The organism is Psychromonas algicola, assembly GCF_004378355.1.
GTDB lineage: Bacteria > Pseudomonadota > Gammaproteobacteria > Enterobacterales > Psychromonadaceae > Psychromonas.
On sequence record NZ_SNUB01000011.1, the window covers coordinates 65843 to 91359 of the forward strand.

Here is a 25517-nt window from a genome sequence, read left to right on the forward strand (position 1 = left end):
AATCGCATAGGGATTAATATGACGTGTGACATTTGTTTATCACTTAAAAAATTTGAAACACAAGGTTTCTCAACTCAGTTAGATTTTACTTCTACGATGAAGGTGATTAATGATTTCGTACAGGAGCATAAAATCAGCGAATCAAAGTCTGGCTTAGAGGCTCAGTTTGTTTGCAATTTATGTGCTGGAATTTGGGACTTATCTAGACCTGATGGGGCGATGAGAGGTAGATTAAGTTACCTTTCTCCCAGTCAACAGCGCATACAAACATTGCGTTCTAAAAGAGCTGAACAGTTAAGTTAGGTTTATTCTAATTAAGTTTGTCGGCTTCAATCACACCATATTTATTTCTTCAACTCTTTAATTCATAGGTACTTATTTAAGTTTATAGATATCTGTAGGGTATAAATCTGGCATAATGCTGCCTTATTTTAATAGATAGTTACTTTTTTATGGGAGATACCATTTTGGATTTTTTGATTCAAATGCTCGGCTCAAGTGCGATTGAACTTATTGCGGTTTTTTGTGGTTTTATCAATGTAGTTTTAATTATTCGACGCTCTATATGGAATTACTTATTTGGCTTTATCATGGTTATTTTATATGCGAAGATTTTTTATGATTACCAACTTTATAGCGATTCTATTTTACAAGTTTATTTCTTCTTTATGCAGATCTATGGCGTGGCATGTTGGCTACAGGGGAAATCTGATGATGGTAAAATTCAAGTAGTTAGTCTTTCTTCTAAAGTATTTAGTCAATATTTATTCTTTGGTGTTATCGCTTGGCTTACATGGAGTTATGCGATGCATGTGTGGACTGATGCTTCTTATCCATATTGGGATAGTGCGATTGCAGTGCTAAGTATACTTGCACAGTTCTTCCTTTCTAGAAGGTATTTACAAAACTGGTATCTTTGGATTGCTGTTGATTTACTCGCGATTGCTTTATTCGCCGTTAAGGGCTTAATGCCAACAGCTGCCTTGTATTTTGTTTTCCTTATTCTAGCTTCTATCGGGCTAATTAGTTGGCAAAGAAAGCACCTCAAACAACAAAATGATCTAGCTAAGGTTGCATCAAGTGACTAATGTCGTACGTGGCTTTTTACTTGGTAAATTCATGCCTTTTCATAAAGGGCATGAATTTCTTTGTAAGGTTGCTATGAATCGAGTTGATGAATTAATTGTTTTGGTTTGCAGCAGAGATATTGAGCCAATTAATGGGCCGCTTCGTTATCAGTGGGTTAAAGGTGCTTTGCCTGACAAGGTTAAGGTTATACATCTACATCGCGATATTCCTCAAGAGCCAAAGGATCACCCTGACTTTTGGAACATTTGGCGAAAAACCATTAATGACTTAGTAAAAGGGCAGATTGATTACGTCTTTGGTTCGGAATCATATGTGCATCAATTAGCTGATGAGCTAAATGCAAAACCTTTTATTGTCGATATAGAAAGAGTTACCTTTCCCATTTCTGGTACAAAAGTGCGTGATGATTTGACCAAGTATTGGCAATTCCTTCCCAGTAATGTCCAAGCGAGTTATAGAAAAAGAGTGTGTTTGTTAGGCGCTGAAAGTGTTGGAAAATCGACGTTGTGTAAAATGCTCTCTTCACGGTTTGATTCACAAGCAATTCATGAATATGGTCGTACCTATGATGCTGAATTTAAACAAGGCAAAGATTGGGAAGCTGAAAATTTTATTGAAATTGCCCTCGGTCATATAGCGATTAGGGAAGAAACTGTTAGTCTTTCTAATTACCTATGTTTTGAAGATACAGATTTATTACAAACCATGGTGTGGGCGAAGTATTTGTTAGGTGAAATTCCAAGTGCATTACATGAGTTATTAGATCATTGGCAACCCGCTGATGAATACCTTTTGCTTAGCTCTGAAGTCAATTGGGTTGATGATGGCACTCGTTATTCCGGCGATCTTAATATAAGAAATTGGTTTTTCTGCGAATTGAAAATGCTACTTGAAACATTACAGTTAAATTATCAAGTTATTGATAGTGATAATTGGGAGAGTAGGCAGACTCAAGCAACAAAAGTGGTTGAACGTGTACTTTCAAGCTTAAGTGTTTTTAAATAAGTCTGTATGAATAGTCGAATCATCGCGTTAATCAAACAAGATAAGTTAAGACTGGATGCGTTGGATTGTGTCTTTCAGCTTAACTTACCTGATTGTTATTTAGCCGCTGGATTTGTGCGTAATTTGGTGTGGGATCATCTGCATCAAAAAACGAGTCCAACTCCGCTTAATGATATGGACGTTATTTATTTTGATGACAATGAAGTGGATGAACAAGCTTACTTAAAATATGAAGCTGAGCTAAAACAGCAAATGCCATCGGTCAACTGGCAGGTACGTAATCAAGCTAAAATGAATCAACGTAATGGTGATAGAGCGTATTTAAATAGCCTTGATGCTATGGGATTTTGGCCTGAAAAAGAAACCGCTGTGGCGATCCGTCAGATAGAAGCAGGAAGTTATGAATGCATTTCTACCTTTGGTTTTGATTCTTTATTTAATTTTGAAGTTACACATAATCCGCTACGTGAATTAAGCGTGTTTGAAGACAGAGTGAAATCTAAAAATTGGTTGCAGCAATGGCCGAAGTTGATGGTTGTAATAAATAACCTCAATTCTGGATAAGCAAATCGATACAGCACCGTTATTTTCACGTATTTCAGCGTTAAATCATCTCCCAATAGCCAGCTATTGCTTCGATAATTTGCCTTGAACTACACAAAACTAACAGCACTGTACTGTATAAGTTTTTAACGTTTTGATATTAAAAGAATTTACGATTCCATTATCCAGAACTGAGGTTAAATAAGCATTAAAGAGGTAGTTTTCGCTGCCTCTTTCAACGCTTTGGGGCATAAACCCTCAACTCATGTTGTGATCAACAAGCATCACCATTTAGGCGGCTTTATCTTTGTTCTTTTCGTTAATCACTTTCTCTTCTTTATGGTGTTCTAAAGCATTATCATTCTGACTAATTGAAATCTTCTTAGGTTTCATTGTGTCAGGTATTTCTTTCACAAGGCTAATGTTTAATAGCCCGTTAGAAAGCTCTGCGCCAGTGACTTCAACATAATCAGCTAAGTTAAATTTACGTTCAAAGGTGCGATTAGGAATGCCTTGATGTAGGTATTTGCGTTCCTCTTGAGCTTGGTTTTTATTACCGGATACGCTCAGTACACCTTTTTCAACCTGAATATCAAGTTCATCCTGTGCAAAGCCTGCTACCGCTAATGAAATGGTATAGCTATTTTCATCGAGCACTTCGATATTGTAAGGTGGATAAGTACTTGCTTTTGTTTCCGTGGTTAACGCATTATCAATTAATGATGCTAAACGATCAAAACCTACGCTGTTACGGTAGAGAGGTGTAAGGTCAATTGTGTTCATAATAAGTCTCCTTAGAGTCATACCAATCACCCATTAAATGTCATTGGTAAAAGTAAAATAAAAACAATAAGTGACGTGATTTGTAAGATATCATTGCGTCACGTTAATACATCTATGGTCTATAAAATCACTTTTCAATGGGGAAATTGTAAAATTTTTTATAAAGAATATTTTTATGATTTCGCCTTGTTTTAATAGACTCATAACATGAGAAAATTACGCTTATTATTCATTTAAATGGATTCATTAATGCATAAAAAAACACATACAAAGGTTAATAAAGTGGTCGCAGTGACACTTAACCCCGCTTTAGATTTAACGGGCAATTTGGCGTCATTGAAGCTTGGTTCATTAAATTTGGTTGACCAAGGAACGCTGCATGCCGCTGGTAAAGGCGTTAATGTTGCTAAAGTATTATCTGACTTAGGAGCTGAAGTCACCGTTACTGGCTTCCTCGGTTGCGATAACGACTCCCTTTTTTGTAACTTATTTAATGAAATAAAGGCAACGGATAAATTTGTTCGCGTAACAGGAAGTACGCGTATTAATGTTAAATTGGTGGAAGAAAATGGCCAAGTCAGCGATATTAATTTTCCGGGGATTTATGTTTCCCCACAAGCGATTATTGAATTTGAAAAAACACTCTTTGAACTTGCTGAAACCCATGATTTTTTTGTTTTCGCTGGTAGTTTAGCGCAAGGGATTTCTCCTGAATTATGCGCAAATTGGATACAAGCATTAAAACAGCGTGGTAAAAAAGTCATATTCGATAGTAGTGGAGCTGCTTTAGCTGCAGGAGTAGAAGCATTACCTTGGTTTATAAAACCTAACGAACATGAATTATCAGAATTGGTTGGCGGCAAGCTTTTATCATTAGACGATTATCAACAAGCCGCTGAACGTCTTGCAAATAAAGGCATTGAGCAGATCGTCGTCTCATTAGGCGCGAAAGGAGTGATGTGGCTAAGTAAAGATGGAAAAAACTTGTCTAAATGGCGTTATGGGCAACCTCCTGAAATGAAGATAGTCAGTACGGTGGGTGCAGGAGATAGTTTAGTCGCTGGTTTCTGTTGGGCTGCCATGCAAGGTTGGCAAGCAGAGCTGACATTATCATTTGCAACCGCGATTTCTGCTTTAGCAGTTTCTCAGGTGGGTGTTGGTGTTGCAAATATTAATATTGTCACTGAACTCCAAAATAAAATAATGATTAGTGATAGTGAATTTAAGTTATAAAAAAGCCCTAAAAACATATTTCTTTTAGGGCTTGTGGATAGTTAAATTTCCACTCTTTTACTTAGGTGCGTCTTGCTCTAAAACCGCAATATTTTTATCAGAGACTAATGGACCCGTTTGGTGTTGGAACTCATGCTCTTGATCATTATTATCATGGTCTGATATGAAGTTCAGTAAACAACTACCGTAGTTTGCTTCAGCTTTTGCGAGATGTTTACCATCATCGCTACGTATTAAAATAGTATCGCCTGCAGAGAATTCACCTACCACTTCCACTATTTCGTTACTGGTTAGTTGGTCACTATTTTCATCGAGTGGGTATTCGAACCCATCGCCGATGACTACTTCACCTTGTGCTCGCGCTGTATGTGTCATCCAATGTAAGTCTTCTTCCATTGGTTTTGCATAAGGAGCAAAAACAGTACCCGGATTTTGACCTTGTATTAGTTGCTCAAATGAACTTTCTTTAAAGCCATTGATAATATAAGTTGTTAAGCCGTGTGATGTTGCTTTTTCTGCCGCTTCTATCTTGGTTTGCATACCGCCAGTACCAACACTGCTATGAGCGCCGCCAGCCATATCGTAAATACTTTGATCGATTGTATTTACATTTTTGATCATCACAGCATCTTCATTGGTATGAGGATTTTTATCGTATAAACCATCGATGTCAGAGCAGATAATGAGTGCGTCAGCGTCTGCTGCTGCGGCAACCATTGCAGATAAGTTATCGTTATCTCCAACTTTCAAAGCATCAGTCGTAACAACATCGTTTTCGTTAACAACGGGCAAAATACCATGGTCAAGTAATGCGAAGATGGTTTCACGCACACTGTCATATCTTTCTCTATCTTGAAAATCACCGTGTGTTAATAAAATCTGCGCAGAAGGGAAGTCAAAGAAACGATCCCAAGCAGCCATCATTTCGTTTTGTCCTGCGGCTGCCATTGCTTTTTTGATGGCTAGTGAGGGATTTTCTATTTCACCGAAAAAATGTGCTCCAGCTGCCACTGAGCCTGATGATACGAGGATCACTTCTGTTCCCATATCTCTGCACTGCAATATAAATTTGGCGATATGTAAAAGATAGCGTGAACTACATCCTTTTCTTTCTGGTGCTATGAGCGCGCTACCGACTTTTAATACAATTCGATTCCATTTATGGTTTTTCATAATTTCTCTTTTATTTTACTGCATTACTCTTTTTTACACGTAACAACTTCAATCGCAGAGTAAAAAGCGATTTGTTGTAATAGCTAACTGACTATTGGTTAATATTTTTAGTTTGCAAAACTGCTGTTTTGAGGGGGAGGGAGACTTTTTGAATCAGAGTAACTTATCAAAATAAGCATGGTTATATTTCCTGCCTTAGTTAAGTTTAATTAAAAGATAATATGTATTAAAACAAGTCTTGCTCGAATACAGGTTGCGAAGTATATCACAATTTTATCTGTATTTTTTGTTTGTTTTTTAATCTGCTCGAAAATGCTTGAGTAAAAGGTAATGTAACTTATTGATAATTAATGCCATTTGTTGGGTGTGATTTTTTTCAAATAAATTGATAAAAGTACTCAAATTAATGCGATTTACATTTGCTTTGAGTTGTAAATCTTGCGCTTAAAAAAGCACATGATGCGATACGTGAACAGTGTTACGTTGAACTCAGTTGTAATAAAAAAGAGAATATTGTTGAATGGGTATAAGGAGTGGAGATAGGTTTTATTTAAATGAAATAGCTAGCTCATTGTTTAACGAACTAGCTAGTTAGTTTCAGCTTAACTACATAGTAGAGTCATTGTTACCCAGTAACTTTGCTTCTTCTTGCTCTTCTTGGTGAGCTAGCATTTTTGCTGGTTTATTTTCAGAAGGGTTTGTTAACCCCATAAATTTACCACCAGGCTCAATACTTAAGTTATCACTATAAACTTCACCATTGACGCTACCACAGCTTAATATTTCAATATGATCTGCGCGACATGTGCCTTCAAAATAACCATTAATGATTAAACGTTCCGTTGTAATATCACCTAATACATAACCTGTTTGGCTTATTTTAACTTGAGTTTCAGCTTCGATCTGACCTTCAACATGCCCATCAATCTGTAATAGGTTCTCTACTTGGATTTCTCCGATAATGGTGCAGCCTTCTGCGATGAGAGTTGTAGCTGGCGACTTACCCTTAACTCTATTTTTTCCACCAAAGATTCCCATGCAATACCTCTTATGTTCTTGAAAATTGAATCAAAATTATCTACGCTCCAATCCATGAATGGTTTTGGATCTAATGATCGTCCTACAAACCTTACTTCATAATGAAGATGTGGCCCAGAAGATAATCCAGTGTTTCCTGAATAGCCGATTAAATCGCCTTTTTTAACAAAATCACCTCTTTTCACAGCAAACTTACTTAAGTGCGAGTATGAGCTTGAAAATCCGTAAGTATGAAGTATACGAATAAAGTTACCTGAACCTTTATTACTTGCTCTTGTTACTTCAATTGCTCCATCAGCTGGAGCGTAAATCGGTGTGCCTCTATTGACGGCAAAATCTTGTCCACGGTGAGTTTTTACTTTACCCGTAATTGGGTGAACTCGTTTTCCGTAACCTGAAGATATTCTCGCATTTTTTACAGGTGCGCCATTTGGAATTTGCGTTAACATTGCAACTCGCATTGATGAATTGATTGCAGCTGTATCTAAACGAGATTCAAGTGCTTCATCTTCCTGCGTATCCATTCCTAGTACTTTTTCTAAATCATCTAGGCGGTCAGATACTAACAACATGCGTTCTTCACGTTCTGCTAAATCACGCTCTAAGTTTCCTTTTAAGGCAACTAGAGAAGTGATTTCTTTACTTAAAGTCGATGATCTATTTTCTAATTCTTGCACTTTAAGTTTTGAAAATTCTGCTTCGTTTACAAGGTAATAAATTATTCCGCCAGTGACTAGAACGCCAACAAAAATAGCGTAACTAACAACTCTGAATGTATGACGGGTTTTCTTTCCAAAACTAAAATGTTTTGTACCATGAATGGAAGAAATTGAGACTGTTATTTTATCTTTCATCGCGAGATTCTATTACCCAAACCATAATTTAATACTTAGATAGGCTGCATTCTATCTATTTTTTTATGATTTTGTACGATTATTCATTAATTTTTATCACTTAAATTAGGTTTTTAAAGGTTTTGTTAATACTTATTCTTTTAAATTCAATATGTTACCCTTTAATATAATAGTTTATTATATTAATCAGGTATTCGTATCTTTTTAGTATGTTTTATAGAGAAATAAATTAGAGGTTGTTTTTTAACCAATTGGAATATAAGCATTAAATCACTCAAAGCGATTGCTCACTTTATATCAAGTTCGTTTTTATTAGCATGCTGAAAGCTGAGACGTTTATGAATTAATCTTGCTGTTTGTGGCTGAATTACACGCTTTCGTTTGCCTATACAAAAAGAATCTATCACAATGTCATTCAATCAAAGCAAACAACTATAAAACGGATAATATAGAGACAATGAAATTAACAACATTAATCACCTTCAGCGCCTTACTTTCAGCATCAATGTCGGCACCAGTTTTAGCCATCACTCCCGCAAAAGAAAAATTAACTATATACACCTATAGTTCGTTTGCTTCAGATTGGGGCCCAGGACCTAAAATTGAAACGGCATTTGAAGCGTCTTGTAATTGTGATCTTGAGTTTGTGGCATTGGATGATGGCGTATCTGTACTTAATCGTTTACGTCTTGAAGGAAAAAATAGCCAAGCTGATATTTTATTAGGTCTAGATAACAATCTTATTACTACTGCTAAGAAAACGGGATTGTTAGCTGAACACAATATCGACTTAAGTGCGATTAATTTGCCTAACGGTTGGAATGACCAAACTTTTGTTCCTTTTGATTATGGTTACTTTGCATTTGTATATAACAGTGAAAAATTAAAGAACCCACCAAAAAGCTTAAAAGAACTCGTAGCGCGTAAAGACCTGAGCGTTATTTATCAAGATCCTCGCACTTCAACTCCGGGCTTAGGCTTAATGTTGTGGATGAAATCTGTTTACGGTGATAAAGCAAGTGAAGCTTGGAAACAATTAGCTGACAAAACCGTGACTGTAACAAAAGGTTGGTCTGAAGCTTATAGCATGTTCTTGAAAGGTGAGTCGGACATGGTACTTTCTTACTCAACTTCTCCTGCTTATCACATTATCGCTGAAGGCAAAACGCAGTATGTGGCGGCTAACTTTAGCGAAGGTCATTACACACAAACAGAAGTGGCTGCGATTGTTAAAAATACTAAACATAAAAAACTTGCTACCGAGTTTATGAACTTTATGTTGAGTGATGAGTTTCAATCTAAAATCGCAACTGGCAACTGGATGTATCCTGTTACGGACGTCGCGCTGCCTGCAGAGTTTAAGCAATTAAGTTTACCTGTTAAGTCACTTTCATTCTCAAGTGAAGAAGTGGCTGAAAAAAGCAGAACTTGGTTAAATGAGTGGTTAACTGCGCTAATTGATTAATCATTTACATGATATTAAATGTTAAACATTTAAGGTTAAGCGGCTGGTTATCAAACAGTTTTGATAAAGTAAGCCAATTAACCTTATGAATAAACAAATTAAATCGGTTCAAATTCCCGGTCTAATACTGTCCATCAGCATTTTTAGTTTTGTGTTGATGGCAGTCGCTACCTTATTAACCTATTCTTCTGAATTAAGTTTTACTGCGATTTGGTCAGATCCCTACTATCGTCACATTACTCGTTTTAGTTTTTACCAAGCACTGCTTTCTACGTTATTAAGTGTTTTATTGGCGATACCTGTTAGTCATGCTCTTTTCCGATGTCACTTCTTTGGTAAAACACTGCTTTTAAAACTTTTTGCCACCACCTTGGTGTTACCTGTCTTAGTCGCTGTTTTTGGGCTACTCGCCATTTATGGAAATAGTGGGCTGCTGGCGGAAACGTTTGCTTATTTTGATCTGCCTTTACCGTTTTCTATTTTTGGTTTAAACGGTATTTTGTTAGCACATGTATTTTTTAACCTTCCCTTTGCTTGTCGTTTATTTTTACAAGCCTTAAATTCTATTCCTGAGAAACAACATCAGATTGCGGCTCATTTAGGTTTAAAACATTGGAATAAATTTCGCTTTCTTGAATGGCCACATATTTTAGGTCAGTTGCCGCATATCGCAGGGCTTATTTTTATGCTTTGTTTTACAAGCTTTGCCACGGTAATGGCGTTAGGCGGTGGACCTAAATCCACCACGATAGAGCTAGCCATTTATCAGGCGATTAAATTTAACTTTGATTTACAGACTGGAGCTTTGTTAGCGTTGTGGCAAATTATCCTGTGTGCTTTATTAGCTGTATTTATTCAAAAAATATCCAGCACTAATTTATTAAATACAAACTACAAAGGCACTGAAAATACCTTTGCTCATCGTTCATTCTTGTCGACATGTTGGGATGTGAGTTGGATTAGTTTGATTATCTTATTTGTTGTGCCTCCTTTATTGATGGTGGTTTTGTCGGGTTTAAATGCTCAATTCTTTACTGTATTAACCGATATTAAGTTTTGGGCTGCTTTAAAAAACTCGCTAATCATTGGATCTTCTGCCGCGTTTATTGCCGTTAGCTTTGCTTTCTTGATCCTACTTGCGAGCCGACAATGGCGGTTGGTTGGGTTAAATGGTCGAGCGGATAAAATTGAAATGTTAGCCACTATCATATTGGTGACGCCGGGATTAGTTGTTAGTACCGGATTATTTTTATTACTGCGTGAAATGGGGCATATTCAATCTCTCGCCTTATATATTGTGATCGCAGTGAACGCCTTAATGTCATTGCCTTTTGTATTAAAAAGCTTAGCGCAACCCATGTTACATAATGCGCAGAAGTATGAATTATTATGTGCAAGTTTAGGTATTTCCTCGTGGAATCGTTTTTATTGGATTGAATGGAAGGCGTTAAAATCACCTATATTATATTCACTGTGCTTAAGCTTTGTGCTTTCCATTGGTGATTTAAGTGCGATAGCGTTATTTGGTAGCCAGTCCTTTAGCACGTTACCTTTATATCTATTCCAATTGTTGGGCAGCTATCAAATGCAATCTGCAGCCGTTGTTGCATTGGTTTTATTGGTGTTGAGTGTAGGGACTTTCATTGTGATTGAAAAATTATTCCAACTCGAATTAAAGAAAAGAGTGATTAATGATTAAATTCTCAGACGTAAATTACCATTACAAAGAGCAAAGCTTTCACTTTGATTTAACCATTGAAGCGGGCAGTGTGCTTGCTATTTTGGGGCCTAGTGGCGCAGGTAAAAGTACATTATTAAACTTGTTAGCTGGATTTATTGAACCTTCTCAAGGGGATATCGCTATTAATGGTTTATCCATTTTGAAGCAGTCGCCAGCACAACGACCTTTATCGATTTTGTTTCAAGATAATAACCTTTTTTCACATTTAACGGCTTATCAAAATATTGCATTAGGGGTACATCCCGGCATGAAATTGAACGAGCAACAAAAACAGCGCCTACAAACCGTGAGTGAGCAGGTTGAAGTTGAAGCGTTATTACCTCGTTTGCCAGATAAACTCTCTGGAGGCCAGCAACAACGTGTCGCTTTAGCGCGTTGCTTTGTACAAAATAAACCCATTTTGCTCTTAGATGAGCCGTTTTCTGCGCTTGATCCTGTATTAAGAGTAAATATGTTAGAGCGCGTTAAATCATTAGCTAAACGAGAAAATGTCACTGTCTTAATGGTGACGCATGATGTGTCTGATGCATTGGCTGTTGCGTCTGATTTTATATTTATTGACCAAGGTAACGCCTTGACTGTCGAGCCAATTAAACATCTTACTCGTGAACATTCTAATCAGCATCTTGTGAATTTTTTAAGTGCAGAAGTAGGGAAGGACGAATCATAAACTAAAGATTCTTTTTATGAGTTTATTTATGAATTAGTTTTAGGATTAAAGCGGTCATTAATAACAATGAAATACTCTTAGCGTATTTTAATATTTCACATTAATAACATTTTAGTAAGGGATTAATAAAATGAAAAAAATCATCTTAACGGTTATCACTACGACACTTGGTTTTTCTATGCTGTCAGGCTGTTCGGCAAACGAGGCTGCATCGGCATCTGTGGGTGTTCGTCCTGCTTTCTTAGTTGATCAAATGCAACAAAGTCCTTTAAAAGAAAAATTAGCGCAATGTAGTGAAGGCCCATTCGTAAGAACGGACTTTTCAATTGGCCACCGTGGTGCCGCTATGCAATTTCCAGAACATACTAAAGAATCATATCTTGCTGCGATTCGAAGTGGTGCTGGTATTGTAGAGTGTGATGTAACTTTCACTAAAGATAAGCAATTAGTGTGTCGCCATTCACAAAGCGACCTTCATACCACAACCGATGTACTTGCTCACCCTGAGTTAGCGAAAAAATGTACCGTCCCTTTTACACCTGCTAATCCTCTCACCGGAGAGAAGGCAAAAGCGGAATGTCGAACAAGCGATTTTACCTTAGCAGAATTCAAAACGTTAAAAGGTAAAATGGACGGCGCGAATACAATGGCAACAAGTGTCGAAGAATATATGCAAGGCACACCTAAATGGCGTACAGATTTATACGCAACCAATGGTACATTAATGACACATGCAGAAAGCGCGGCTTTATTTAAAGCGCATGGTGTTAAAGCCACGCCGGAATTAAAGTCTGCCGTTGTTGAAATGCCATTTAATGGTTTTACACAAACCATGTATGCAGACAAATTAGTGAATGAATTAAAAGCCGCTGGTTTTAGCGCTGCAGAGACTTACCTACAATCCTTCGATCTGAATGACATTAAACATTGGGTTAAAAACAATCCTGAGTTTGCTCAACAAGCTGTGTTTTTAGATGACAGAGTCTTTACAGATAAAAACTTCAAAGCCTCATTAGCGAATATGCAGGAGCTTGCTGACTCGGGCGTTAAGATTATTGCACCGCCTATTTATGCTTTATTAGCATTAAATGAAAACGGTGACATAGTTCCTTCAGACTACGCTAAATATGCAAAACAAGCTGGACTCGATATGATTGCTTGGTCACTTGAGCGTTCTGGCCCATTACAAGGTGGCGGCGGTTGGTACTACCAAACTATTAATGAAGCGATTAAAGATGACGGTGCAACTATGGTGATTCTAGATGTGTTAGCAAAACAAGTGGGCGTGATTGGCGTATTCAGTGATTGGCCTGCGACGGTAACTTATTATGCAAATTGCATGGATTTAAAATAAAAAACCTTAACTTTAATCTGCCAGTTTAAGCTTCACTTAAGCTGGTAGATTATTTTCTGTTCCTCTTTTTATTTTCTAATAATCTCTCTACACTGGCAAAACATCATCAATTTAGTAGAGGAAGCACGATGCAATTAACTGAACCATTAGAATGTCATGTGATAGAAATGATGGGCTGGTTTGCTAATGAAGATGAACTTAAACAATGGGCTGGCCCTGGTTTTAGGTATCCATTCGATCTTTCTTCTTTCACTGAAGATCTAAAAATTACGCCAACCAATGCATTTTCTCTTGTTTCTGATAAGGGCGAATTATTAGGTTTTGGACAATATTATCAACGTTTAGATAAATGCCATTTAGGGCGCTTAGTGGTGAATCCTAAGTTTCGTGGCAAGGGGATTATTGCTGAGTTAATCAAACTCATTAGCGTGCAAGGGACAAAAGCATTAAACGTAACAGCTTGTTCTTTATTTGTGTTATCGCATAATAAAAGTGCAGTGAAAGCTTATCAAAAGGTTGGATTTGTATTGGCAGATTATCCCGATGAAATTCCACTCGCTGATTGTTTGTATATGGTCAAAACGACTATTTAGTTGACTGATAGACTTTAAATTTGCTGAGAAACTTCAATGAAAATAATTGAATACAAAGCTGAATACAGCAAAGAGATTGCGGATCTTTTTACTGAAGCGGTGCATAATATTGACGATGCTATTTATAACAAAGCACAGAAAGAAGCTTGGGCTAATAAAGTCATTGATTATAAAAAGTGGGAAGATCGCTTAGCACGTACAAAACCATTTCTATTGCTTATTAATAACCAAGTGGCAGGTTTTATTGAACTGGAAGCGGACGGTCATATTGATTGCACTTATGTCCATCCAAACTATCAACGACAAGGTGTCGCGTCGAGTTTACTCAAATATGTTATTGATGTTGCTGAAAAGACTGCTTTAACAACGCTCACTGTGGATGCGTCTATGGTTGCAAAACCTTTTTTTGAAAGCGTTGGTTTTAAAGTGAAAAATGAAAATAAAGTGATGAGAAATGGCGTAGTATTAATTAACTATTTAATGACCAAGAAAGTTAACGATTAGCTTTTTGAATTGCTAGTTTTAAATAAGAGATTAAAAATGCCAGCCAATAAAATAGAAAGTAACGAAGAATATTTTCAACAAGCTTTTAATAAACACATTTTTTTACAGGAAGCAGGGCAAGCTTTAACCATTTCTGATACTGAATTTGAAGACTGTGAATTTAATGATTGTGACTTTTCTGCAGCTATTTTTACGCGTTGTAAATTTGTTAATTGCGCCTTTAATCGTTGTAACTTGAGTTTAATGAAAGTGCCTTATAGTCAGTTCTTTGAAGTTAACTTTGTGGATAGCAAGCTGGTGGGAATTGATTGGACGCGAGCAACGTGGCCATCATTTAATCTTTGTTCAGAATTAACCTTTACTCGCTGTATTTTAAACGATGCTTCATTTTTTGGTCTGTCATTGAACGAATTGAAACTAGAAGAATGTAAGTTATATGAAGTTGATTTTAGAGAGGGAGATTTTTCTAACTCTGTGATGACCTATTGCGATTTCACTAATAGCTTATTTATGCGTACCAATCTAAAGAATGTTGATTTCACTGAATCAGAAAACTTTAATATCGATATATTACAAAACACAGTCACAAAAGCTAAATTCTCACGTTTTGCTGCGTTAGCTTTGTTAGAAGAATTAGATATTGAGCTGGTGGATTAGATTTTTAAAGTCAAAGGTGAGAAAGGTATAAAAAAGGCAAAGCGTGAATAATCAGTCTTTGCCTTTCATTTTTAGGGGTAAATAAATAACAATTAACGTTTATTCGATTGCCGACGACGACCTTTCTGCGCTTTTTTAGGCGCATGTGCAGCGTTTGAATCTGGCACCACTAATTTAGCTTCAAAACCTTCAATAACTTCACGCTCAATGAAATAACCTAGGTGACGTTCAATCGCCACTAGGTTTCTGAAATCGTCACGTGAAACTAATGAAATGGCTTCGCCTTCTGCACCCGCACGACCAGTACGACCAATACGATGTACATAATCTTCAGCTTCATCAGGTAAGTCATAGTTTACAACTCTGTCCAAATCATCAATATCAATGCCCCGAGCAGCAATGCCTGTTGCGACTAAGAATTTGATTTTACCGTCTTTAAAATCGGCAAGTAGTTGCTCACGCACGGCTTGGCTACGGCCACTATGGAAAGATTCTGCAGCGATTTCTCGTTTTTCTAATTGGCTTACTAATTTAGCTGCACCACGTTTTGTCTCGATGAAGATCAGCGCTTGTTGCCATTTATTATCATGAATAAGGTGGCTTAATAATGCAGATTTAAACTCTTTATCTACCGTGATCAAACGTTGTGCAATCTTAGGAACGGTTACATTTTCTGGTGCGATTGAAATTTCTCGCGCATCGGTCACGGCTGTTCTTGCTAAGAAACGAACTTGCTTAGATAAGGTTGCAGAAAATAATAAGTTTTGACGTTCTTCAGGTAGCTTTTCAACGATTTTATTAATATCTGCAATAAAGCCCATATCTAACATACGGTCGGCTTCATCAATCACTAGAATACTTGTTTCGTCAAAATGAATCGCACGACGCGTGTACATATCTAATAAACGGCCCGGCGTTGCCACTAGAATATCCACACCATCAATTAAGCTTTGTTTTTGTGGCTCAATATCCACACCGCCATACATTGCCATTGAAGTGAGATTAAGATGCTTTGCGTAAAGTTGTATATTTGCTTCCACTTGGATAGCAAGCTCGCGTGTTGGGGTTAAAATCATTGCGTGAACACGCTTTGGGCGAACTATAGGTGCATCAATTAATTTTTGTAGGATCGGTAAAACAAAACTGGCTGTTTTCCCTGTACCTGTTTGTGCGGCTGCAATTAAATTTTTACCCGCTAATACAACTGGAATTGCTTTTTCTTGAATTGGTGTTGGTGCTTTGTAACCTTGTTCTGTAACGGCTTGTACAATAGCGTCGCTTAATCCAAGTGCTGAAAATGACATAGTTTTATCTCTACTTATTAATACCAATTACTTAAATATTTCAAATGCTTAATGTAATTGCTAGGAAGTTAAAATTGTGTAAAACGGCCACATTTTTACATAAGCAAAGTGTAAGGCGTATTTCATTTTAGTGACATTGCTTAATGAAGGTCATCAATGAAAGGCATTACAGAAATGGAAAAGTGACAGGTTTTATCAGTGTTTCTGTTGTTAAAAATGATTGTTACATCACCCCAAACCCATTTCAAATAAAATGGATTTGAGGTGTTTATTCGCGCGACTAGTGTGAACTGAGTGCTAGCGCTTCTTGTTGACTTGCTAGGTATTCGTTATAAGTACCTTGGAAATCAACAACCTTTTTATCTTTAATATCAATAATACGTGTTGCTAATGACGATACAAATTCACGGTCATGACTAACAAAAATCAATGTTCCTTTGAATTCTTTTAATGCATTATTTAACGCATCAATCGCTTCTAAATCCATGTGGTTAGTGGGTTCATCCATGACTAAAACGTTAACGTCTTGCATCATTAATTTACCAAATAATAAACGGTTTTTCTCACCACCAGAACAGTTGCGCGCTTTTTTGTTTGCATCATCATCAGTAAATAGTAAACGACCTAACATACCACGAACAATTAAGTCGCTGTGTTTGCTTGTACGCCATTGTCCCATCCAATCCATTAGCGTTAAGTCATTGTCAAAATCATCTGTACTATCTTGAGGACAGTAACCAATTGATGCATTCTCTGACCATTTAACAACACCTTCATTTTGTTCAATATCATTTACTAAACAGCGCATAAATGTGGTTTTACCTACACCATTCTCACCAATGATCGCGAGTTTAGCGCCGGCTTCTAAAATGATATCGCCACCGCTAAATAGTGGACCTTCATCAAAGCCATGACCCAAACCTTCAAGTACTAAGGCTTGACGATGCATTTTTTTACCTTCATCAAAAGATAAAGAAGGGTGCATACGGCTTGTTGCTTTCACTTCATCAAGTTTGATTTTATCCATTTTCTTAGCACGAGAACTGGCTTGCTTCGCTTTAGATGCATTAGCACCAAAACGGTTTACAAAGTCTTGTAACTCATCAATCTCAGCACTTTTCTTCGCATTTTCAGATAATAATTGTTCACGAATTAATGCAGATGCTTCAAGGAAGTATTCGTAATTCCCCGGATAAATACGTAATTCACCGTAATCGATATCAGCCATATGCGTACAAACAGAGTTTAAGAAATGGCGATCATGCGAGATGATAACCATGGTACAACGACGTTTGTTTAGCTCATCAGACAACCAGTTAATCGTGTTAATATCCAAGTTATTGGTTGGCTCATCTAATAATAATAAATCTGGGTTTGCGAATAATGCTTGTGCTAATAGCACACGTAATTTCCAACCCGGCGCCACTTGTTTCATTAAACCAAAGTGGAATTCTTCTTCGATACCTGCGGCTAATAAAATATCACCTGCACGACTCTCTGCTGTGTAACCGTCCATTTCAGCAAACTCGCTTTCAAGTTCGCCTACTTTCATACCATCTTCTTCGGTCATTTCTGCTAAACCGTAAATACGGTCGCGCTCTTGTTTGATTTTCCATAGCGCTTTGTCACCCATGATCACAGCGTCAATGACTGTGTATTCTTCAAAGGCGAATTGGTCTTGGCTTAAGGTACCCACTTTAATGCCTGGATCTAATGAAACATTACCTGAGCTTGGCTCTTGTTCACCGGTTAAAATCTTCATGAACGTTGATTTGCCACAACCATTCGCACCAATTAAACCATAGCGGTGGAAGTTTCCGAATTTTGCAGAAATGTTTTCAAATAACGGCTCTGCGCCAAATTGCATTGTAATGTTTGCGGTAGATATCAAAGCTTAGATTCCATCAGTTAAGCGCATTGTTATTTGCTCATTAGCATTTCAATAACATTGCAGAAATAATACGGTCGCGCAGTATACAGGTTAAGTTGTGAAAATGTCGGATTATGTGACGAAAAGCGTGTTTATTTTGTGTGGTTTTTGTACAGAGGGGAAGTGGGGGATTATTCATGTTCCGATAATCCCTTGTGGGAATGCATATTCTAATATTTAGGGGTTGTTTAGCTCGTCTGCGCTCGTCCAGTCAGCTTGGTTGTTATTTTAGTGTTTTCGCCCTGTCGGCGACATCCTTTCTTTTACCAGAAAAACTTTTTACCCACAACACGCAAAGAAACTGGCCACCGAATCGCTTTCTGATCCAAATCATACCTATGTTTTAAAATAAGCTTTTATAACGCACCGGCTCTTACTGGCCATCCATGGCCAGAACGAGCCTAACGCAAACGTCCTGTTTGGGTTTGCTAAAAGCAATTAATGATTTGGGAAAGCTCAACGGTGGGAGTTGTCGTAGCCACGTTGAGTAATGTTGGGACGTCGGATTCATCCGACCTTGTTTTATATTGTTAATTTAAAGGCCGCTTAAAAGCGACATCCCAAATTCAATTCCGTGTTTTTGTCGTAAATACGAAACTTTCTGCTTTTAACATGAGAAAGGTTTTATGTTTTAGCTTGCCCGCTTGATTTAATGTGTCAGTACATTAAAGTAGCATTTAATTTATCAAATTAAACTATACTATACTGCTTTTCCGCCGTAAATACGGAATAAATCGGCTAGTTAGACTGTTAACTTTACAAGGATTACCTAAGGAGTATCTTTGAAGCATAAATTTTGTTTTATCATAATGCCGTTTTCTGAACCTTTCGAAACATATTTTCATAAGATCATTAAGCCCGCTGTAGATGATAATGAACTATATAGTGTTCGAGGAGATAGCTTATTTCGTTCAACGCATATTATGGATGATATATGGAATTCGATTAATGAATCGAGTGTAGTCATAGCTGAATTAACAGGTAAAAATGCTAATGTATTTTATGAGCTAGGGCTTGCGCATGCACTTGGAAAACCTGCAATTCTTATTTCTTCAAATCTTGATGATGTACCATTTGATTTAAGGCCATTAAGAGTTTTAATCTATGACAAAAATGATCCAAGTTGGGGTGCTAAATTGCAGGAGAATATTTCAAATGCAATTAAAGAAACTTTAGATTCACCTGCTGAAGCTATCCCTCATACTTTTCGTAATTACAAAAAACCAGAAACTGGTGAAGAAATCACATTAAGTCGCAGATTGAAGTCTGTCGAGTCAAAGCTTGAGTTACTTCGTATTAATGAGTTTAATAATGTGGAAAGTGCATTTTTAAATAATGAGTCGATTGAATTTAAAATCGGTGATTTAGTAACCCACGCTAAGTTTGGTGAAGGTCAAATAGTTAGCTTTGAAGGCGAAGGGGAAAATGCACGTTTGCATGTAAATTTCAATGCACATGGGCTGAAGTGGCTAATGAATAAATTTGCAAAATTGAAACTGATATAAATTGCTAATAAGGCATTTAAACAAAAAAAAAATTGTAGACAGCCAACCTTTTTAAAGTTTAGCTGAGCGTTATATCTTTCTTATAAGGCACGATTTACATCCATGCTTTTATGTAAAATACGAACAATCAATATTTGATTTTCTGTGTGATGCTTATAGTAGATAACATGACTGGCTTGAGGATATTTACTATACCCTTCTCTTATATAATCACAACGAAGTCCAACTTCAGGCTCATCTGCTAACAATTGAAATGAATTATCTAATACTTTTAAGTAGTCATTTCGTTGAGCCTGTCCCCAAGTTGTTTGAGTGTATTTTGCAATTTTTATTAAGTCTGATTTTGCTTTAGCAGATAATACAAACTTATTCATTAGTGGCTATCTTTATCAAGCTCAGCGATAAAAGAGTCGTAACTGTAATCGACAGTGCCACTTTGTTCTCCTTGCACAAGCATGTTACGTAAATTATGTAGTTTGGCTTCCTGGTCTTCTAAAGCTCGTAAGCCAGCACGAATAACTTCACTCGCAGAACCATAGCGCCCAGAGTGTAGTTGTTGGTTTATGAATTGATCAAAGTGATCACCTAAGGTTACGCTAGTATTTTTAGCCATCATTTTACTCTTTTAGCTTGTACCAATATATATTGGATTATGGTATAAAAAATATTGCAAGGCAATTAAGTCGGATAAAAACAGTTTAAAGTTGTGAATATCGACTCGTTGATCTCAATAAGTTAATAAAAACGATGTTCAATGTAGCGATATCAATTATCACGTTGAGTTTTTATGAATCAATCACTGGCTTCAGAAAACTAAGGTATGGAGCGTTGAATAAAACATAGTCAATGTTGAGAATTATAAAAGCGAAGACCTTCATTATTATGCTTTCTGATATTATCGAATATAATTGAGCTAATCATGCATATGGAGTATTAATCATGAATACTAAAATAGAAAAATACGGTGTTAAAGCAGTACAGCGTCCTAAAGTTAAAGCAACTAAAGAGCTTGATCTTTCAGGTGTGTCTGGTCAACAAATCGTGAAATCAGAAACTAAATTAGCCTTAAGAGCTCATGCACAAACATTTAAGAAACTGGCTTATATGTAATGGATATAAAACAAAAGTTGTAGACAGCCATTAACTTCAGACTCAAAAATATAGACATAAATTATGCAAAAACTGTTATTTCCTGATTTGGATAATGCACCATTTTTAACATCTACTGATAAAGGTTCATGTTTTGAAAGTATATGGGAAGATGGTGAAATTATTGATACGGCTTCATATGACTTATCTAATTTAGAATTTATATGTGAAACGCTACCAATCAATAAAATAACTGACTTTTCAGTGACTGATACAGGATGCATTGTTATCTCTGAGAGACTTAAAACCGCTTTATTAGAAAGTGGAGTTGATAACTTGGATTACTATCCCGCTTCAATTATTGAAAGGGTTGGAGGTATTCCCAAGAAAGGTTTTTACGCTGTAAATATATTGGGGCTTGTTGAGTGCATTGATACAGAACGTTCTGAATTCAAAGGGCGTATTATTGATGGTGAATTAAGGGGAATTAGACGTATTCATAAACTTTTTTTAAATACTCCTCCATCTAATGAAACTGACATTTATAGAGTAAAGTTTTTTCGTCGATTAATTGTAATAACAAATCCTCTCATTAGGTTATTTGAAAGTAATAAATTTTCAGGTGTAAAACTTGTTGAGCCTTCTTTATGGGATGGTTTCTCTGGAGAAACTTCAACTTAGCTCGCGTAACAAACTAGAGTGAGTGAGGTAAGAAATAACGAGTAAATCTTTTCTTTTAAAGCATTACGTTATGAACAGCCATTAGCTTCAGTCAACTCTATTATTTATCACTTCCTATTTTTCCACATTAAAAATAAACCTATCTGCTGTAGCCGTTTCTTGTTTTACGGATAAATAAGAATAATTATATTCATATTTGAAGTATTATATCTGTCGCCTTTCCACCATAAGGCAGCACTTTTTAAACTAATAATCTGTTACATGGTATTGATAAAATGAAGAACGAAGACTTAAACATGAAAATGATACAGGTGTTAAACCATTTGGCTGAGTTTTTAAAAAATTCGGATGAGTCATTGTATGCTGCGGAAACACCGGAGCAATTATTAAAAATCGTCAATGTTAACTTAGCCTCAATGCAAACTTCTGGAACCTTTGTCAGTCTACAAAAAGTGCAATCGCTGTTTTTACCTACCGCTTCATTGCAAGACATCTCTATTGATAATGGTTGGGGAGAGCAATATATTGAATTATCAAAAGACTTTGAATTGGCAATCTCGGCTTGCACCTAACATTGCATAACAAAACAATTAAAAACTCAGTAGAGTTTCTCGGAGGGTAGGTGAAATATTCAATTATTTTCATCTTATTTTGTATTAGTCACATTTCATTCGCGAAAGATTTAATACTAAGTCAAACAAATATAGGGGCTTTGAACCTTTCACAAGGATCTTTGGTCTCACTTTCGGATGTGAAATCAGCGTTTCCAAATTATATCGTTACTCATTTCATAGGGGCTGGTGATTCAGCAGATTTTCATAGAATAGAAGTCAAAGATAATGAAGAGCCGTTGTTTTACATCGTGTCGTACTTTGATGAAAAAACTAACAAAAATACATTACGATACGACATCGATTTACTTGTTGTAACTAGCTCAAAAGTAATTGATCGTTATGGTATTAGCGTTGGCGATGACGTTAATAAAGTAATAAAGCAACGTGGCTCAAATTTAGTTGTTTCTGCAAATCATGTCGATAATTCAATAGGGAATGCGCAGATCTATTATCAAGTTCAAATTCCACTAAGTGAAGAAATGAAAAATAAAGGGCTTGATTACATAAGCCCTGAAGGTGTTACAAAAGAGAAAATAATTTTGGAAAACCCTATTGTCACTACGATATCGTGGCCTCACCCTAGTTGGTAATTATCAAACAAAAACTCTAATATAAACTTACAAACACCCACACGTTTTATTTTAAATGATTGAAATAATTAATTTAAGTAATAGGAATGGCAATGAACATTACAGAACAAATAGAAAACTATGTAGAGAATGAAGATATTAGTGGTTTAGATTCTATTTACGATGAATTATTAGCTACTGATAATGTAAAAGCAAAAACGTGTCTTGCTGATGGCTACCTTAGCTATATTGGCCAGTGCCATTATGATTTTATGTGCGGAAAGTTTAATAATTTTGAAGATCTAAAATCGTTACTTGAATTAATAGATAGAGTCATGTTGCTCAATCCTAATGAGGAAAGTGAGCATTTTTATAGAGGTACTCTTTTTGAAGCATTATCAACTTGTTGTGAAGAAATGGAGCAACAATTATTTTATCAAGCGTTATGTTTAGAGCATCTTACAAAGCATAATGAGAAAGATGGAGATGATTTAATAAACTTTGCCCAGAATATTTTCCGTTATTGTGAGTTAAAGAAAAACTTTGATAGTAACAGCACCAATCAGATGAAAAGCCTGCTTAAAGAAGCAGTTTTGTTAGAAAGAAAGCAAGAAACAAATTCCCCCTTTTTTGATACTGCAATCAGTAGTTTTTTTTCTTTAACTTATGATTTTATAAGCGCGCCTAATAATGAAGAAGCTCTTTTTACTGAGTTTATGTCCGAATTTAAAGATACGATTGAGAAATATAAAAGTGACCCAATGGTTTACTTTCATTGGGCGAAGGCTCAATTGCATTTCATTGATCAGATTAAACATTATGAAAGTGTTGAAAGTTCGGGGACAATTGATCAGTTAAAGAAAAATGAAGCCGTATTACTTTGGGATGAACTAAAATCCATCGTTGCCCATATTGTTGATTGGCAATCAGACCAAGAACATTTTTTAATTAGCTTAGGGCGTATTTTCGAAAGAATCGCGGATAAAGAATTCAGCTTAAAATATTACCAAGAGGCTTACTCTTATTACTTAAAAGCGTATCAGGTTAATAAAGCAACTTGGTCAACACCTCAATATGCTACCACTATACTCAAAAAAATGGCGTTAGTATTACTTTCTCAAGGTAAAAAAGAAGAAGCTCATAATACTTTTATGGAAGGCTTCCCTTTATTGGAAGCTGCACAAAAAGAGATTGATGATTTCCAATTAAGTTTACGTCATGCCGATTATTTTTATGATTATGCGGTGTATTTTGAAAATCAAGAAAACCCAAATACGTTAAAAAAAGCATTAGCGGAGTATGAAAAAAGCCGTATTCTAGCAAAGGATTTTTATAGCAGTCCCTTTTATGGCTTGGCCAAAATGCACCTTTTATTGGGAGATAAAGATGCTTGTTTAAAAGTACTTGAAGAATGCGGTACCGTTCATTCAAATGAATACCATGCACATGACTTTGAAGATATTTTTGAAGATGAAACATTTACTCCTATTCATGAAGAGTTAAAAGTGATCTTTGCTAAATTATCTGAATCAATTATTAAGGAGTGATTTTATGAAGAATATAGTACTTAAATTATTTATGAGCTTAATGATGCTGTCTGTTAGTGGCTCTTTGTTTGCCGCTGAACCTGTTAGCAAAAGCTATTTTAGTTCGGTAGCCATAGGGGGAATGGATACAACTGCATATCACTTACCTGAGGTGCAAGAACAACATAAGGCAGTGATGGGAAATAGCCAATTTACGGTTGAGTGGAAAGGTGCTAAATGGCATTTTGCTTCACAGGCTTCCGCCGATAAATTTGCTTCAGATCCTGAACGCTATCAACCTCTATATAATGGTTTTTGTTCAAATGCTTTAAGTCTTGGCGAAGGTTTGATCAAAACCGATGGAACGGTTTGGGAGTTTTTCGGTGGTAATTTACACCTATTCTACGCGGAAAGAGGCAGACAACGTTGGTTAAACGGTGATTGGGAAGCTTACAAACAACAAGCCGATAAAGCATGGAGTGAGCTTAAGTAAGTTATCATAGTATTAAATTGTTATGTTATTTGAGTTTGTTTTTTAAATCGAGTGTTTGCTATCAAACTGTTTTTTTATTTAAAAATAAATAACTCATCGAATATCTGAGAATACAAATTACTAGGGTTTTATTAAAGCGAGTTGGTATTAAAAATATATGGCTTTTGATAGAGGATTAGAAGAACGACTTTATGAACATTTTAGTGACCGCCCTGATTTAACGGTTAGAAAGATGTTTGGCGGTTTGTGTTTTATGCTTTCAGGGCATATGTGTTGTGCCATTATTGGTGACCCTGACCATCAAACAATGATATCCGCGTTGCAGATGTTAGCTAAAAAAATAGGCAGCCGAGTGCGATTTTAGTGATCAGCGCGCATTGGGAAACACATTTCCCTACTGTTACTTTTGCGGCATCTCCGACATTGATTTACGATTATGTTGGTTTTCCTAAGAAGGCTTATGAAATTCAATATCCCTGTACAGGACAACCTGAATTAGCGAAGCTCGTTTATTCTAAAATGGTAAAATATGGGATAAATGCTTCTCGTGATGAAGTGAGAGGATTTGATCATGGGGTTTTTGTGCCTTTAAAAATCATGTATCCAGAAGCGGATATTCCTTGTGTGCAATTGTCTTTATCACATCACTTAGATGCTAATTTTCATATTGAAATTGGCAAAGCCTTAGCGGATTTAGAATGGGATAATTTGTTAGTTATTGGATCTGGCTCGTCATTTCATAATATAGGCGCATTCTTTTCGCCCCATGCAGAGCAAGCTAATATAAATAATTTACAATTTGAACACTGGTTAACAACTACTGTTAGCGATCCGAGTCTCTCTGAAAATGTTCGTGAACAGAAGTTAATTGATTGGCAAGAGGCTCCGAGTGCTATTTTTTGTCACCCTAGAGCTGAGCATCTTTTACCATTACATGTATGTTATGGCATGACAGGTAAAGCGAGTGATGAAGTTTATCGTGCAGAAATAATGAATAAACAAAGTTCGATGTTTCACTGGGAGCGCTAATGCAAGCTACTCACTATTTTTTGTGGTTGGTTTTAAGTTGAAAACTCACAAGCGATGAACTTATTAAATAACGGC

The 25517-nt window shown here is 36.3% G+C and carries 29 protein-coding genes; 21 read left to right on the forward strand and 8 right to left on the reverse strand.

Features of this window, described 5'->3' with window-relative positions; all coding sequences use genetic code 11:
* Window positions 1–18 precede the first annotated feature (18 nt).
* The 4 genes from E2R67_RS07660 to E2R67_RS07675 all read left to right on the forward strand — a co-directional run bounded on the left by E2R67_RS07660 (window position 19) and on the right by E2R67_RS07675 (window position 2658).
* A complete protein-coding gene (locus E2R67_RS07660; protein WP_134290346.1) occupies window positions 19–303 on the forward strand; it encodes a hypothetical protein in 285 nt (94 codons plus the stop codon).
* 164 nt (window positions 304–467) lie between these two features.
* Entirely contained in the window at window positions 468–1088 is a 621-nt protein-coding gene (pnuC, locus tag E2R67_RS07665) for a nicotinamide riboside transporter PnuC (protein WP_208379491.1), read from the forward strand.
* Window positions 1081–2094, forward strand: coding sequence for an AAA family ATPase (locus E2R67_RS07670; RefSeq protein ID WP_134290348.1), 1014 nt, complete (start codon window positions 1081–1083; stop codon window positions 2092–2094). Before pnuC ends, E2R67_RS07670 begins: the two co-directional genes overlap by 8 nt.
* 6 nt (window positions 2095–2100) lie before the next feature.
* Window positions 2101–2658 carry a nucleotidyltransferase family protein gene (locus tag E2R67_RS07675; RefSeq protein WP_134290350.1) on the forward strand — a complete coding sequence of 186 codons (558 nt, stop codon included), beginning with the start codon at window positions 2101–2103 and terminating at the stop codon, window positions 2656–2658.
* A 270-nt stretch (window positions 2659–2928) separates the two neighbouring features.
* Here the strand turns inward: E2R67_RS07675 and E2R67_RS07680 are convergent, their stop codons facing one another.
* Window positions 2929–3420: an Hsp20 family protein gene (locus E2R67_RS07680; RefSeq protein ID WP_208379492.1), complete on the reverse strand. Its 492-nt coding sequence runs from the start codon at window positions 3418–3420 to the stop codon at window positions 2929–2931.
* A 249-nt stretch (window positions 3421–3669) separates the two neighbouring features.
* Here E2R67_RS07680 and pfkB point away from each other — a divergent pair, with 249 nt between their 5' ends.
* Window positions 3670–4653: a 1-phosphofructokinase gene (gene pfkB, locus E2R67_RS07685; RefSeq protein WP_134290351.1), complete on the forward strand. Its 984-nt coding sequence runs from the start codon at window positions 3670–3672 to the stop codon at window positions 4651–4653.
* 57 nt (window positions 4654–4710) lie between these two features.
* On the opposite strand, the gene proB is transcribed toward pfkB, so the two are convergent.
* The 3 genes from proB to E2R67_RS07700 form a co-directional block, all read right to left on the reverse strand.
* Window positions 4711–5826, reverse strand: a complete 1116-nt coding sequence (gene proB, locus E2R67_RS07690) for a glutamate 5-kinase (protein ID WP_134290353.1) — start codon at window positions 5824–5826, stop codon at window positions 4711–4713.
* Window positions 5827–6432: 606 nt separating this feature from the next.
* Complete coding sequence (locus E2R67_RS07695; protein ID WP_134290354.1) at window positions 6433–6864, reverse strand: bactofilin family protein; 432 nt, start codon at window positions 6862–6864, stop codon at window positions 6433–6435.
* On the reverse strand, window positions 6768–7718 hold the full coding sequence (locus E2R67_RS07700; RefSeq protein ID WP_134290355.1) for a M23 family metallopeptidase: 951 nt from the start codon (window positions 7716–7718) through the stop codon (window positions 6768–6770). The genes E2R67_RS07695 and E2R67_RS07700 overlap by 97 nt, the downstream gene beginning before the upstream one ends.
* Before the next feature lie 457 nt (window positions 7719–8175).
* Between E2R67_RS07700 and thiB the strand changes: the two genes are divergently transcribed.
* The 7 genes from thiB to E2R67_RS07735 all read left to right on the forward strand — a co-directional run bounded on the left by thiB (window position 8176) and on the right by E2R67_RS07735 (window position 14702).
* The gene (gene thiB / locus E2R67_RS07705; RefSeq protein WP_134290357.1) at window positions 8176–9183 is read left to right on the forward strand and encodes a thiamine ABC transporter substrate binding subunit; all 1008 of its coding nucleotides are present in this window, start codon (window positions 8176–8178) and stop codon (window positions 9181–9183) included.
* A gap of 85 nt (window positions 9184–9268) precedes the next feature.
* Window positions 9269–10882: a thiamine/thiamine pyrophosphate ABC transporter permease gene (gene thiP, locus E2R67_RS07710; RefSeq protein WP_134290358.1), complete on the forward strand. Its 1614-nt coding sequence runs from the start codon at window positions 9269–9271 to the stop codon at window positions 10880–10882.
* Window positions 10875–11594, forward strand: coding sequence for a thiamine ABC transporter ATP-binding protein (gene thiQ / locus E2R67_RS07715; RefSeq protein WP_134290360.1), 720 nt, complete (start codon window positions 10875–10877; stop codon window positions 11592–11594). The genes thiP and thiQ overlap by 8 nt, the downstream gene beginning before the upstream one ends.
* A gap of 130 nt (window positions 11595–11724) precedes the next feature.
* On the forward strand, window positions 11725–12948 hold the full coding sequence (locus tag E2R67_RS07720) for a glycerophosphodiester phosphodiesterase family protein (RefSeq protein WP_134290361.1): 1224 nt from the start codon (window positions 11725–11727) through the stop codon (window positions 12946–12948).
* A gap of 128 nt (window positions 12949–13076) precedes the next feature.
* Window positions 13077–13541 (forward strand): GNAT family N-acetyltransferase, encoded by a 465-nt coding sequence (locus E2R67_RS07725; protein WP_134290362.1) that lies wholly within the window; start codon window positions 13077–13079, stop codon window positions 13539–13541.
* Between the two features lie 36 nt (window positions 13542–13577).
* Window positions 13578–14045, forward strand: a complete 468-nt coding sequence (locus tag E2R67_RS07730; protein WP_134290364.1) for a GNAT family N-acetyltransferase — start codon at window positions 13578–13580, stop codon at window positions 14043–14045.
* A 36-nt stretch (window positions 14046–14081) separates the two neighbouring features.
* The gene (locus E2R67_RS07735) at window positions 14082–14702 is read left to right on the forward strand and encodes a pentapeptide repeat-containing protein (RefSeq protein ID WP_134290366.1); all 621 of its coding nucleotides are present in this window, start codon (window positions 14082–14084) and stop codon (window positions 14700–14702) included.
* Between the two features lie 92 nt (window positions 14703–14794).
* Here E2R67_RS07735 and E2R67_RS07740 read toward each other — a convergent pair whose 3' ends face one another.
* Window positions 14795–16006: a DEAD/DEAH box helicase gene (locus E2R67_RS07740; RefSeq protein WP_134290368.1), complete on the reverse strand. Its 1212-nt coding sequence runs from the start codon at window positions 16004–16006 to the stop codon at window positions 14795–14797.
* Window positions 16007–16286: 280 nt separating this feature from the next.
* Entirely contained in the window at window positions 16287–17897 is a 1611-nt protein-coding gene (locus E2R67_RS07745; protein ID WP_134290370.1) for an ABC-F family ATPase, read from the reverse strand.
* 821 nt (window positions 17898–18718) lie between these two features.
* Here E2R67_RS07745 and E2R67_RS07750 point away from each other — a divergent pair.
* Window positions 18719–19441 carry a hypothetical protein gene (locus E2R67_RS07750; protein WP_134290372.1) on the forward strand — a complete coding sequence of 241 codons (723 nt, stop codon included), beginning with the start codon at window positions 18719–18721 and terminating at the stop codon, window positions 19439–19441.
* A gap of 80 nt (window positions 19442–19521) precedes the next feature.
* Here the strand turns inward: E2R67_RS07750 and E2R67_RS07755 are convergent, their stop codons facing one another.
* Window positions 19522–19815, reverse strand: coding sequence for a type II toxin-antitoxin system RelE/ParE family toxin (locus tag E2R67_RS07755; protein WP_134290373.1), 294 nt, complete (start codon window positions 19813–19815; stop codon window positions 19522–19524).
* The gene (locus E2R67_RS07760; protein ID WP_134290374.1) at window positions 19815–20054 is read right to left on the reverse strand and encodes a type II toxin-antitoxin system ParD family antitoxin; all 240 of its coding nucleotides are present in this window, start codon (window positions 20052–20054) and stop codon (window positions 19815–19817) included. The genes E2R67_RS07755 and E2R67_RS07760 overlap by 1 nt, the downstream gene beginning before the upstream one ends.
* A gap of 326 nt (window positions 20055–20380) precedes the next feature.
* Between E2R67_RS07760 and E2R67_RS07765 the strand changes: the two genes are divergently transcribed.
* The 8 genes from E2R67_RS07765 to E2R67_RS07795 all read left to right on the forward strand — a co-directional run bounded on the left by E2R67_RS07765 (window position 20381) and on the right by E2R67_RS07795 (window position 25442).
* Window positions 20381–20551, forward strand: coding sequence for an acetyltransferase (locus E2R67_RS07765; protein ID WP_134290375.1), 171 nt, complete (start codon window positions 20381–20383; stop codon window positions 20549–20551).
* A gap of 63 nt (window positions 20552–20614) precedes the next feature.
* Window positions 20615–21211: an imm11 family protein gene (locus E2R67_RS07770; RefSeq protein ID WP_134290376.1), complete on the forward strand. Its 597-nt coding sequence runs from the start codon at window positions 20615–20617 to the stop codon at window positions 21209–21211.
* A gap of 275 nt (window positions 21212–21486) precedes the next feature.
* Entirely contained in the window at window positions 21487–21783 is a 297-nt protein-coding gene (locus E2R67_RS07775; protein WP_134290377.1) for a hypothetical protein, read from the forward strand.
* Window positions 21784–21962: 179 nt separating this feature from the next.
* Window positions 21963–22415, forward strand: coding sequence for a hypothetical protein (locus tag E2R67_RS07780; protein ID WP_134290378.1), 453 nt, complete (start codon window positions 21963–21965; stop codon window positions 22413–22415).
* Window positions 22416–22507: 92 nt separating this feature from the next.
* Window positions 22508–23941, forward strand: coding sequence for a tetratricopeptide repeat protein (locus tag E2R67_RS07785; RefSeq protein ID WP_134290379.1), 1434 nt, complete (start codon window positions 22508–22510; stop codon window positions 23939–23941).
* Window positions 23942–23945: 4 nt separating this feature from the next.
* Window positions 23946–24413 carry a YHS domain-containing (seleno)protein gene (locus E2R67_RS07790; RefSeq protein ID WP_134290380.1) on the forward strand — a complete coding sequence of 156 codons (468 nt, stop codon included), beginning with the start codon at window positions 23946–23948 and terminating at the stop codon, window positions 24411–24413.
* Between the two features lie 157 nt (window positions 24414–24570).
* Window positions 24571–24777: a hypothetical protein gene (locus tag E2R67_RS16960; protein WP_347876775.1), complete on the forward strand. Its 207-nt coding sequence runs from the start codon at window positions 24571–24573 to the stop codon at window positions 24775–24777.
* Window positions 24777–25442 carry a DODA-type extradiol aromatic ring-opening family dioxygenase gene (locus E2R67_RS07795; RefSeq protein WP_166739337.1) on the forward strand — a complete coding sequence of 222 codons (666 nt, stop codon included), beginning with the start codon at window positions 24777–24779 and terminating at the stop codon, window positions 25440–25442. The genes E2R67_RS16960 and E2R67_RS07795 overlap by 1 nt, the downstream gene beginning before the upstream one ends.
* Window positions 25443–25517 lie beyond the last annotated feature (75 nt).

Bases quoted from the DNA above. Each gene is read 5' to 3' on its own strand.
- E2R67_RS07660 (WP_134290346.1), top strand. From the start codon at position 19: ATGACGTGTGACATTTGTTTATCACTTAAAAAATTTGAAACACAAGGT.
- E2R67_RS07675 (WP_134290350.1), top strand. From the start codon at position 2,101: ATGAATAGTCGAATCATCGCGTTAATCAAACAAGATAAGTTAAGACTG.
- E2R67_RS07680 (WP_208379492.1), bottom strand. From the start codon at position 3,420: ATGAACACAATTGACCTTACACCTCTCTACCGTAACAGCGTAGGTTTT.
- pfkB (WP_134290351.1), top strand. From the start codon at position 3,670: ATGCATAAAAAAACACATACAAAGGTTAATAAAGTGGTCGCAGTGACA.
- proB (WP_134290353.1), bottom strand. From the start codon at position 5,826: ATGAAAAACCATAAATGGAATCGAATTGTATTAAAAGTCGGTAGCGCG.
- E2R67_RS07695 (WP_134290354.1), bottom strand. From the start codon at position 6,864: ATGGGAATCTTTGGTGGAAAAAATAGAGTTAAGGGTAAGTCGCCAGCT.
- E2R67_RS07700 (WP_134290355.1), bottom strand. From the start codon at position 7,718: ATGAAAGATAAAATAACAGTCTCAATTTCTTCCATTCATGGTACAAAA.
- thiB (WP_134290357.1), top strand. From the start codon at position 8,176: ATGAAATTAACAACATTAATCACCTTCAGCGCCTTACTTTCAGCATCA.
- thiP (WP_134290358.1), top strand. From the start codon at position 9,269: ATGAATAAACAAATTAAATCGGTTCAAATTCCCGGTCTAATACTGTCC.
- thiQ (WP_134290360.1), top strand. From the start codon at position 10,875: ATGATTAAATTCTCAGACGTAAATTACCATTACAAAGAGCAAAGCTTT.
- E2R67_RS07720 (WP_134290361.1), top strand. From the start codon at position 11,725: ATGAAAAAAATCATCTTAACGGTTATCACTACGACACTTGGTTTTTCT.
- E2R67_RS07725 (WP_134290362.1), top strand. From the start codon at position 13,077: ATGCAATTAACTGAACCATTAGAATGTCATGTGATAGAAATGATGGGC.
- E2R67_RS07730 (WP_134290364.1), top strand. From the start codon at position 13,578: ATGAAAATAATTGAATACAAAGCTGAATACAGCAAAGAGATTGCGGAT.
- E2R67_RS07735 (WP_134290366.1), top strand. From the start codon at position 14,082: ATGCCAGCCAATAAAATAGAAAGTAACGAAGAATATTTTCAACAAGCT.
- E2R67_RS07740 (WP_134290368.1), bottom strand. From the start codon at position 16,006: ATGTCATTTTCAGCACTTGGATTAAGCGACGCTATTGTACAAGCCGTT.
- E2R67_RS07755 (WP_134290373.1), bottom strand. From the start codon at position 19,815: ATGAATAAGTTTGTATTATCTGCTAAAGCAAAATCAGACTTAATAAAA.
- E2R67_RS07760 (WP_134290374.1), bottom strand. From the start codon at position 20,054: ATGGCTAAAAATACTAGCGTAACCTTAGGTGATCACTTTGATCAATTC.
- E2R67_RS07765 (WP_134290375.1), top strand. From the start codon at position 20,381: ATGAATACTAAAATAGAAAAATACGGTGTTAAAGCAGTACAGCGTCCT.
- E2R67_RS07770 (WP_134290376.1), top strand. From the start codon at position 20,615: ATGCAAAAACTGTTATTTCCTGATTTGGATAATGCACCATTTTTAACA.
- E2R67_RS07775 (WP_134290377.1), top strand. From the start codon at position 21,487: ATGAAGAACGAAGACTTAAACATGAAAATGATACAGGTGTTAAACCAT.
- E2R67_RS07785 (WP_134290379.1), top strand. From the start codon at position 22,508: ATGAACATTACAGAACAAATAGAAAACTATGTAGAGAATGAAGATATT.
- E2R67_RS07790 (WP_134290380.1), top strand. From the start codon at position 23,946: ATGAAGAATATAGTACTTAAATTATTTATGAGCTTAATGATGCTGTCT.
- E2R67_RS16960 (WP_347876775.1), top strand. From the start codon at position 24,571: ATGGCTTTTGATAGAGGATTAGAAGAACGACTTTATGAACATTTTAGT.